Origin of the sequence: Brevibacillus sp. AG162 (assembly GCF_006715575.1) — a bacterium.
Classification (GTDB): domain Bacteria; phylum Bacillota; class Bacilli; order Brevibacillales; family Brevibacillaceae; genus Brevibacillus; species Brevibacillus brevis.
Genome location: NZ_VFNO01000003.1, coordinates 732,495 through 743,397, shown reverse-complemented (window position 1 = coordinate 743,397; position 10,903 = coordinate 732,495). Strand labels below are relative to the sequence as shown.

Genomic DNA, 10,903 nt, shown 5'->3' with positions numbered 1-10,903 from the left:
CACAGCTTTTATTGGAGGAAAAGCATTAAATCATTTCCAGTATGTTCTCCAGTTCTTCCATGGAAAGGTCGTCATCTCCCAGATCGCTCGGAGTCAACTCCCCTTCTTCTTTTGCCATGCAATGCTCGATGATACGCAGTAAGTGATTCCGGTAACTGTACGCTAAGTTTGTCATGGTTTCTTCTTTGTACTGGAGACGGCTGTATCCAAAGCTGATCTGGAGCTTTCCATCCTCGATCAAGCCGGAAATGTCCAAGAGGAATACTCTCTCTGATTCTGGACTGAACAGCTGTCCTGTCCCGAGCGGTGAGAAGGTATAACCGCCCGATTTTACATCTGAGTCAAATTGCCCGAGATAGTTAAAGCTGATTTCCGGCTGCAAGGCAAATGACAAGGATAGTTGCGTCTTGCTGGACGTCATCGTACGTAAAATCTCGTAGCCAATTCCTTTTTTCGGAATGCGGCGCAGGCTTTCTTTGATCTGCTTGATTTGGTAAGCCAAGTCTTCTGATTTTTCCATATCAAGTACGACAGGGAACTGGGATGTGAACCAGCCAACCGTTCTTGTGACATTCATTTCATTCTGAATGTCCTCACGTCCGTGACCTTCCAGGTTGATGACAGGGCAGCTGGTATTTGCCCATTCTTTTACGGTTAACCCCAAAGCTGTCAGCAGCAGATCATTTATTTCTGTGTGATAGGCATGATGCACGTGACGCAAAAGGTTTTCTGTCTCTTGTGCTGTCAATTCGACCTTTACAGTGTGCGTGTGCTTTTGTTTCCGATCGACTGTGACAAAATCAGTTGGCAATGCGACTGGCATAGTGGTGCTCTCCAGGTTGTGCCAATACGCTGCTTCCCGTAACAGCTCGTCACTCTGTGCGTAGCTTTGCAGTTGAGCTGCCCAGTCTTTATAGGAATCTGTTTTCTTCGGTAAAACGATCTCCTGATTTTGGAGAGCCTGTGAATAGGCCGATGAAAAATCTTCAAACAAGATTCGCCAAGATACGCCATCCACGACCAGATGGTGTATGGCAATCAGTAAATGGTCGCCTTCTTTGGTTGAGAAGAGAGCCAAATGAACCAGTGGTCCCTGTTCCAAATCGATACTGCTTTGGATGAGATCAGACAATTCCAGGATGTGAGCTGCGCTATTTGCATGTTCCCTCACATCAAAAGAATAGAAACGGAATCGGTCATCCGTAAGCCCTTGATTGATTTGCGTCATGATCCCATTTTCCTGTTTGTATATCATTCGTAACGCATCATGGTGCTCGACGATTTTATGGAAGGCTTGCTGAACAAGGGCTGCATCAAAGCCTTCTTCACGATAGAGCATGACAGCCTGATTCCAATGGTGACGATCCGTGAAATTTCGCTCGAAGAACCACTTCTGGATGGGTGTCAAGCCAATCTCGCCCTCTACGACTCCCTGATCACTCTCTCTGTTGTTCGGTGTTACATGGATAGCGACTTCCTCGATCGACGGATGTTGGAACAGTTCTTTCATCGCAAGCGTCCAGCCTGATGCGTACAGGCGAGTGGAAACTTGAATCGCTTTGATGGAATCTCCACCCAATTCAAAGAAGTTGTCTTTTATTCCGACTTGCTTGATACCCAATACGTCTGTCCAGATGGTAGCCAGCAATTGTTCCAGCTCGTTTCTGGGTGCTTCATATTCTCTTCCCGAATTGACATCCTGGCTTGGCTTCGGTAGTGCTTTTCGGTCAATCTTGTCATTGGGGGTCAGCGGCATCTTATCCAATTGGATAAAGAAGGATGGAACCATATAGGCAGGCAGTTCCTTGGCAAGATGCCTTCTCAACTCGGCAATGGACACTTCTGATGCTGCTACGAGATAGGCGCAAAGATACTGGCCGGCAGCAGAGCCATCATCTCGAGCAACCACCACCGCCTGATCGATGTTCTCATAGGCGAGTATGGCGCTCTCGATTTCCCCGATCTCGATTCGATACCCGCGCACTTTGACCTGTTCGTCAGTCCGACCGACGTATTCGATCGTGCCATCCGTCCGCCATTTCACCAAGTCACCTGTTTTATACATGCGCTCTTTTGGTTCAAACGGATTCACAACAAACTTTTCATCTGTGAGCTCCGGTTTGTTCAGGTAGCCTCTTGCAAGCCCAGGTCCTCCAATGCATAGCTCACCCACCACACCAACCGGCTGCAAGCGATGTTGTGCATCTACGATGTAGACCTTTACGTTGGCAATCGGCCGGCCAATCGTGATGTCTTGACCGGGTTCAATAGAACGGGAGATGGTGGAGACCACGCTATTTTCAGTCGGACCGTATTCATTGTTGATCCCGATTTTTGGATGCTTTTCTTTCGTTTTTTGAACAAGCTGTGCAGGTAGCTTCTCGCCTCCCAGTGATACGCAGCGAAGCTCAGGGAAGTCTGCCACAGTCGAGCAATCCAGAATTGCTTGGAACAGACTCGGCACACCATAATAATGTGTGACCCCAGTGGATGCGATCAGCTTTTTCAACGCGATCGGGTCTTTGGCTTCTTCCTCTCTCGGCAACACGCACGCAGCACCTCCGAGAAGCGGCGCGAACAAGCTCGCTACAAACCCATCAAAAGCAAAGGAGAACACTTGCAATGCCTTGTCTTCCGGTCGGAATCCATATTCATCTCTTCTCCACTGCAAGCAGTTAATGATCGCACGATGCTCGATCATGACTCCCTTCGGCTTGCCGGTCGTACCGGACGTGTAAATGATATAAGCTAAATCGGAAGGCTTGTTGATGCAAAGCAGATTGTCTGTCTGTGGAGAATAGTTCCTAGAGTCGCCCAAATCGATGATCTCTGCATGACTGGTGACCTTGGGGATCAAGTGAAAACGAGTAAGCATGAGTTTCGCCTGACTGTCCTCCATCATGTAGCGGATTCTTTCTTCCGGATACTCAGGATCGATGGGCAAAAAGGCGCCGCCCGCTTTCAAAATGGCAAGAATGGCAATGACCATCTCTAATGACCGTTCCAGTAACATGGCGACGATTTGCGATGGCTCAACACCTTTCTCACGCAAAACGGATGCGAGCTGATTCGCTCTTTCATTCAACTCTTGGTACGACATTCGCTGTCCTTGGAATACGAGCGCTGTTTGATCGGGCATTTTTGCCGCCAGTTCTTCAAAGAGCTGTTGAAGGGTTTTGTCTTTGGCGTATTCTCTGTCCGTACGATTGAACTCCACCAGTAACAGCTGCTTCTCTTCTTCCGTCAGCATTTCAACCTCTTGCAGCATCCGATCAGGATGGGCCGCAATGCTTTTCAGGATTTGCAAAAAGTGGCGGGACATCCTGTCTACCGTATCTTTTTTGAACAGCTTGGTGCTGTATTCCAATCGCAAAAACAGGTCTGTTTCACGCTCGGTCATATGAAACGACAGGTCGAATTTCGCTATCGAAGGAGCACTGCCGGATTCATAAGGGCGATAGACCAGTTGATCCAGCGTTTTTGGGTCCAGTTCATCGGTTTGCAGGATGAACATGGTGTCAAACAGTGGATTACGACCCGGGTCACGCTGAATGCCAAGCTTTTCAACAAGACTTTCAAACGGGTAATCCTGATGATCATAGGCATCCAAGGCATTCTGCTTGACTTCCATCAGAAACTCCTTGAAGGTCTTTTCGGATGTCGGTTTGTTTCTGATCGCCAGTGTGTTGACGAACATTCCCACAACGGGCGCAAGCTCAGATCTTGACCTGCCGGAAATCGGCGTTCCCACAATGATGTCATCCTGCCCGGAATACTTCGAGAGCAGCACATTGTAGGCTGCCAGCAAAACCATGAACAGCGTCGTTTTGGTTTCTGTCGCCAGCTCGAGCAGGGCATCCCGCAGTTGGTGGCCAGTTGAAAGCGCGATGTGGCTACCTTCAAAGCTTTTTACGGCTGGTCGCGGGTAATCCGTCTGTAAATCCACGGCTGAAATGTCTCCTGCAAACGTACGAAGCCAATACTCTTCCTGTTGCTTGAAGGCATCTGACTGAAACAAGCCCTGCTGCCAGACAGAAAAATCCTTGTACTTAATGCGCACCTCTGGCAAATTTCTTCCCTGGTACAATTCAGCTAGCTCATTGAACATGATCGTGACCGATGCAGCATCTGCGGCGATATGATGCATGTCATAAAGGAGAAGATGACGCTCATCCGAAATTTTCACCAAGCCCATGCGGATCAGTGGCGGAACAGAAAGATCAAATGGACGGACAAACGAGTAGAAAATTTCATCGATCTGATGCGCCTCCGCTGTTTGATACTCCATTTCCACTTTCACATAGCTATGAATTTTTTGGACCAGCTCACCCCCGACCATCTCAAATGACGTTCTCCAGATGTCGTGTCGATCCACCAATGCTTGCAGCGCATACGCCAATTGCTCGCGAACCAGCTTGCCTTCCAGCATGATCATGCCAGGCGTATTGTAGCTAATGCCGGCCCCTTCAAGTTGATAGAGCAGATACATTCGCTGCTGGGCTGATGATACCGGGTAGTAATCTCGCGGCTCTGCTGGTTGAATGGATGCATCTGATGCAGCTTCGCTGTTTTCAATCAATCGGGACAAGGCACGAACAGTTGGAGAACCAAAGAAATGCTTCAGCGAAAGATCAATTTGAAACTCTCGATGCACATGCGCCACTACCGTCATAGCTTTCAAAGAATGTCCACCCAGCTCAAAAAAGTTATCCATCACGCCGATGCCGGAGATGCCAAGGACGTTTTCCCATATCTTTGCCAGTATTGCCTCTACTTCATTGGCAGGCGCGACATACTCCACACCTGTTGCAGGCTTTCCTTCAGGCTTCGGGAGCGCTTTGCGATCGATCTTGCCATTTGGCGTGAGCGGGAAAGCATTCAGTTGAACCAGATAGGTTGGGACCATATACGCTGGCAGTTCTTGCGATAGATGTGTTCGAAGAGCCACTTCCGAGATGTTTTCTTTACTGGTGAAATAGGCAGTCAGAAACGCGTCCCCGCTTCCATCCGGATAAGCGACGACAATCGCTTCATTTGTCGTTTCATAGCTGAGAAGAACCGATTCGATCTCCCCGATCTCTATCCGGTATCCTCTCACTTTTACCTGTTCATCCAGGCGTCCTATGAATTCAATCGTACCGTCAGGGAGCCATCTGCCAAGGTCGCCTGTCTTGTACATGCGTTCACCTGGCTTAAATGGATTGGAAACAAACTTCTCCTCGGTAAGCTCTGGTTTGTTCCAATATCCACGTGCCAACCCGAGTCCGCCAATGCATATCTCTCCCACTACACCAATTGGTAGCAGCTGGTGCGAATGGTCCACGATGTATATGCTTGTGTTTGCAATTGGCCGTCCAATGGTGATCGGAGCATCTGGGAGCGCATCGCACAAATAGGTGGCGATAACGCTGCTTTCTGTCGGACCATACGCATTGATAGTAATCATCTGCGGATTCATTTCTTTGCACATCTCAACCAGCTTCGGCGATAGCTTTTCTCCCCCGAGCATGGTCATTTTCAGTGGACTGATCTCTTCGGTGGTGCTGCATTCCAAAATCGCTTGGAACAAACTTGGCACGCACACCGTGTAGCTGCAACTCCAGATTGAGATCAGGTTTTTGAGCGCGATTGGATCTTTGGCTTCTTCATCCTTCGTCAAGACAACAGTTGAACCAGATAGAATCAATGCAAAGAAAGTAAGGGCAAAAGCATCAAAGGCAAAGGAGAGAACCAACAAACCTCTGTCATGGACAGATAAAGCAAGCTCTTCTTTGTTCCACGTGGCACTGTTGACAATACCTTTATGCTCCCCCATGACCCCTTTTGGCTTACCTGTCGTACCCGATGTGTAAATGATATAAGCCAGATTGGTAGCCGTATGAATCGGGTCAAGGTTTGTGGTGATACGAGAATAGTTACTCTTATCCTCCAAATACAGGCATTCCACTCCAGCAGCAATCTTTGTTCCAAGATGCTCATGAGTAAGTACGAGACGAGCTTCGCAATCTTCCAGCATATAAGCAATGCGATCATTCGGATAATCTGGGTCGATAGGAACATATGCCCCACCAGCCTTGAGAATGGCAAGGATTCCAATCACCATCTCCAAGGAACGATTGGCCATAATCCCAACTCGTTGGTCAGCCTTTACTCCTTTTTTCCGTAATGTACGAGCAAGCTGATTAGCCTTCTTATTGAGCTCCTGATATGTCAACTTCTTGTCCCCGCAAACCAGTGCGATTTGATCAGGGGTTTTCAGCACTTGTTCTTCAAATAGCTGGGGAAGTGTGCTTTCCAACTGAACAGGCTTCACTGTGTCGTTGAAATGGACCAGCAATTCCTGCTTTTCCTGCTCGGTGAGCATCTCCATCTCGTAGAGAGCCAAGTCCGTGTTCCGGATGACTTCTTGCAAGATTTGGATGTAGTGACGCGACATGCGTTCGATGGTTTCCTGCTTGAACAGCTTGGTGCAAAATTCGAAGCAGAACATTAGACCGGCATGGTCTTGGGTTGCTTCGAGAGTCAAATCGAACTTCGCCATTTTGCCCTCTGGCACGTAAGGCGTCACTGTCATGCCCTCGATCTTGATCGGATCGGCATCCATGTTTTGCAAAATGAACAAGGTGTCAAACAATGGATTGCGGCTTCGATTTCGACTGACCGCCAGCTTTTCAACGAGCTCCTCAAACGGGTACTCCCCATGCTCAAAAGCAGCGAGTGTATTGTCCTTTACTTCTCGTAAAAATTGCTTGAAGCTTTTGGTTGCCACGGGCTGGTTTCTCATTGCCAGCGTGTTTACGAACATACCCGTGATGCTTTCCGTGTCAGGGTGTGTTCTTCCAGCTGTCACGGTTCCGACCACCATGTCTTCTTGCCCGGAGTATTTCGCGAGCAAAACATGGTAGGCTGCCATGAGCACCATGTAGAGCGTCGTACCAGTATCAGCCGCCACTCGTTGCAAACCATCTAGCAGCTGTTTTTCTGTGCGGAATAGATAACGTTCGCCCTCAAAGCTTTGAACAGACGGTCGAGAGTAGTCCAAAGGCAGGTTCAAGACAGGAATTTCACCAGCGAATCGCTCGGTCCAATACGCTTCTTGCTTTCTGTATTCATCTGTCTGTGCCAAACCTTTTTCCCAAACCGTGAAGTCTTTATATTGAATGCGTTGCTCTGGCAAAGATTTGTCTTGATAGAGCTGCGCAAGATCATTCAGGATGATTTGCGATGACACGCCATCCGAGATGATATGGTGCATATCGATGATCATGACATGGCGCCGCTCTCCCAGTTTGACCAGTCCAACCCGACTTAGCGGCGCTTTTTCCAAATCAAACGGACGCATGAAATCCGTGATGACTTGATTCAAACGATCTTCTGTTGCTGCCATGCAGGTGATTGGCAGTTTGCATTCCGGATGGATGCGTTGAACCGGCTCGCCGTTGATGGTATGAAAGGACGTTCGCAGCGATTCATGACGATTCACCAGACTGGAAATGGCTTGCTCCAGCTGCTGCACATTCAATTCCCCATCGAGTACCGTCACTACGGGCAGATTGTAAACCGTACTAGCCGGATCGAGCTGGTTTAAAATCAGCATGCGTTTTTGCGCAGAGGATACTGGATAATGCTCTTGCATGACGACCCGCGGAATAGCGAGATACGTTCCTGCCTCTTCACCTTCCACATACTTGGCGATTTCTTGAATGGTTGGTCTGTCAAACAAGACGCGAAGCGGAACATCTGCTTGGCAGTCTTTTTGTATCCGGGAAATGAGATGAATCGCTTTTAGCGAATGACCCCCCAGCGTGAAAAAATTGTCCTGAATGCCAATTGGAGACACGCCGAGTACACTTTCCCAAATGGCTGCCATTTTCTGTTCCAGTTCGGTTGTCGGGGCGAGGTAATCCGCTCCCGTAAATGCATTCCCCTCAGGTATGGGCAAAGCTCTTCTGTCTGTTTTTCCGTTAGGTGTGACCGGAATCCGCTCCAGCTTCATAAAGAAGGAAGGGATCATATACTCCGGCAGCGTTCGTGATAAGTACGCACGCAGCTCCTCGTTGCTGACTTCTTCTGTCAAAACGACATAGGCGCACAAATACTTTCCGCCAGTCTCATCCGTTCTATCGATGACCACGGCTTCCTTAATCAAATCGTGGTTGAGCAAGTGCGATTCGATCTCTCCCAGCTCGATACGATGACCCCTGATTTTCACCTGATGGTCGATTCGCCCTAAGAACTCGATATTGCCATCTGGCATCCAACGGGCGAGGTCACCCGTTCGATACATTCTTTCCCCGGATTGATACGGGTTCTCGAGAAACTTCTCCGCAGTCAGCTCCGGATTGTGCAAATACCCTCTTCCTACGTTCGCCCCAGAGATATACAGCTCCCCGACAATGCCCTCTGGCTTCATCTGCAACTTTTCATCCAGGATATAAATGCCCGTGTTGCTGATCGGTTTTCCGATTGGCGGCAGCTCTGGTATATCCATACTCGGGTCCATCGTATAGGTGGTCACCACATGTGTCTCCGACGGCCCGTAATGATTGTGTAAAAATACGTGATGGTTCCGCAGATATTTCTGTAGCTCATGAGTGACGACGAGCTGTTCTCCGGCTGTGATAATGTGCTTGACGCAACGCGGGAAGCTTTGCGCATAATCTTTTTCGTTAAAGATAAATTTCAAGAAGGTTACAGGGAGGGACAAAATGCTGATCTGTTTTTCCTGGATAAAGGCAAACAGTTTTTCTACGTGACGTCTCATCTCATTCGTGATGAGATAGAGCTGTCCCCCGGAAAGCAGCGTCGAGAAAATCTCCTGGTAGCAAACATCAAAGCTGCATGTGGTATACTGCAATACTTTTTCATGAAACTCGATGTTGGTTTTGGCAAACGTAAAGTGCATCAGATTTGCCATGTTTTTATGCTCAAGCATGACGCCTTTTGGTTTCCCTGTCGTTCCTGAAGTGTAGATGATATAAAACAAGTCATCCGGTTGATTGATCGTTTCGACAGACGCACTGCTCTCTTCCCAGATGGCTGGAGCGCAGATATCTATTTTTTCAGTGGAAGCAGAGACTTTCTCGATTAGATGATGCTGCGTCACTACCAATTGAGTCCCGCTATGTTCGAGCATGTAGGCAATTCGTTCTTCTGGCAGCTCCGGATCAATCGGTACAAACGCACCACCGGCTTTCAAAACCCCAAGAATTCCGACAATCATCTCGATCGAACGATCCATCATCGTACCAACCAGACTGTCTGCTGCAATCCCTTTTCTTCTCAAAAATCTGGCGAGCTGATTGGACTTCTCATCTAGTTCACGATATGTCAATTGCTGTTCTCCGAATACGACAGCAACCTGATTAGGTGTCCTTTCCACCTGTTCCATAAAGAGCTCGTGTATGGTTTTCGTTGGATAGGCAGCTGAAGTAGCAAGGTTTTTGGCCATTAATTGTTGTTTTTCAGTATCTGTCAGCATGGTAACCTGTTGAAGGGTGATCTTCGGATTTTTTGCCACGCAAGCCGCGATCTGCTTGAAGTGTCCAGCCATTTTCTGGATAAAGGCTTCGTCGAAAACAGCAGCATTATAATCAAACCGCATCGCAATCTCTTCTTTGGGCATTACCATGACGGTCATGTCATAATTGGTAGGCTCAAACATCTCGACATCAGAAATGGTAAAGCCTACTTGCTGTGTCGCTGCCTTTTTCTGCAAGGCCTCCACTAACGGATAGTTTTCGATGACCATCAGGTGATCGATCAAATCTTTCTTCAATACAGAATCGTTTTGTATATCGTACAAAGGAACATGCTCATATGGCTGGGATTGCAGTGTTCTTTGGTGCACACCCTGTATCAAGTCGGCAAAGGTTTGATCGTTTTTCGCTTGGATGCGGAATGGAATAGTATTGATAAACAACCCTACCATTTTGTCGATTCCGACGATTTCAGTTGGACGCCCGGATACGACAGAGCCGAAGAGCACATCATTCGTAGCGTTATAGGATTGGAGCAGAATCCCCCATAAGGTTTGAATCACAGTCGGCAAGGTCACTTGATTTTGACTTGCGATCGCAGAAAGCTGCTGCGTCAGCATACGGTCCAGCACAAAGCGATATTGCGCTGGTAGAAAGGCATTGCTAGAAGACTTCCCAAATTTCGGCAAGGAAGTTTGCTGTTCAAACTGTCCCAAATAGTCTCTCCAATATGCGAGAGCAGCCTCTTTATCTTGCTTTTCCAGCCAGAGAATAAATTGGCTGTAAGGCTGCACAGGATCAAGGGAAATCGGTGCCCCGTTTTTTAAGGACAAATAGACGGAAAGCAAGTCATCAAAAATAATGCTAAAGCACCAACCATCCATGAGTATGTGATGAAAACTCCAGATGATTTGGTATTCGCTCTCCGTCATTTGGAAAATAGCCACTCTCATCAACGAATCTTTCGCCAGATGAAAGGTTTTCTCTTGGTCATTCCTTTTGTATTGTGTGTAGCGCTGCCGCTTTTCTTGCTCGTCATATGCCGTTAAATCGCAAAATAGGATGGGAACGGGCCGTTCTTTCAAGACAACCTGCAAAGGCTGCTTTAATTTTTCATAGAGAAACAGCGTACGGAACACATCATATCTCTCTACCAGCACATGCAAGCTATTGGTAAACAAACCAACATCAAGATCGCCCTGAATCGAAATGGACATCTGCACAAGATGAGAGTTATGTTCTTCATCTAGCAAGGCGTGAAATAACATTCCCTCTTGCATAGGCGTCAATAAATACATATCTTGTACTTGTTCTTTGCTAAAAATACTCATTCCGGCACCTCGATATCGATAATATTTGTCAAATTTGTATAAAAATGTAAATGAATAACGTGTCTTACCCCATGAAATATTAGCAAGTGCATA

Annotated in this window: 1 protein-coding gene; it reads right to left on the bottom strand. The window is 47.6% G+C overall.

The genetic code is table 11. The features are described 5' to 3' along the window. Positions 1-25: 25 nt before the first annotated feature. On the bottom strand, positions 26-10,810 hold the full coding sequence (gene tycB / locus FB479_RS13415; protein WP_142065592.1) for a tyrocidine non-ribosomal peptide synthetase TycB: 10,785 nt from the start codon (positions 10,808-10,810) through the stop codon (positions 26-28). Positions 10,811-10,903: the final 93 nt, after the last annotated feature.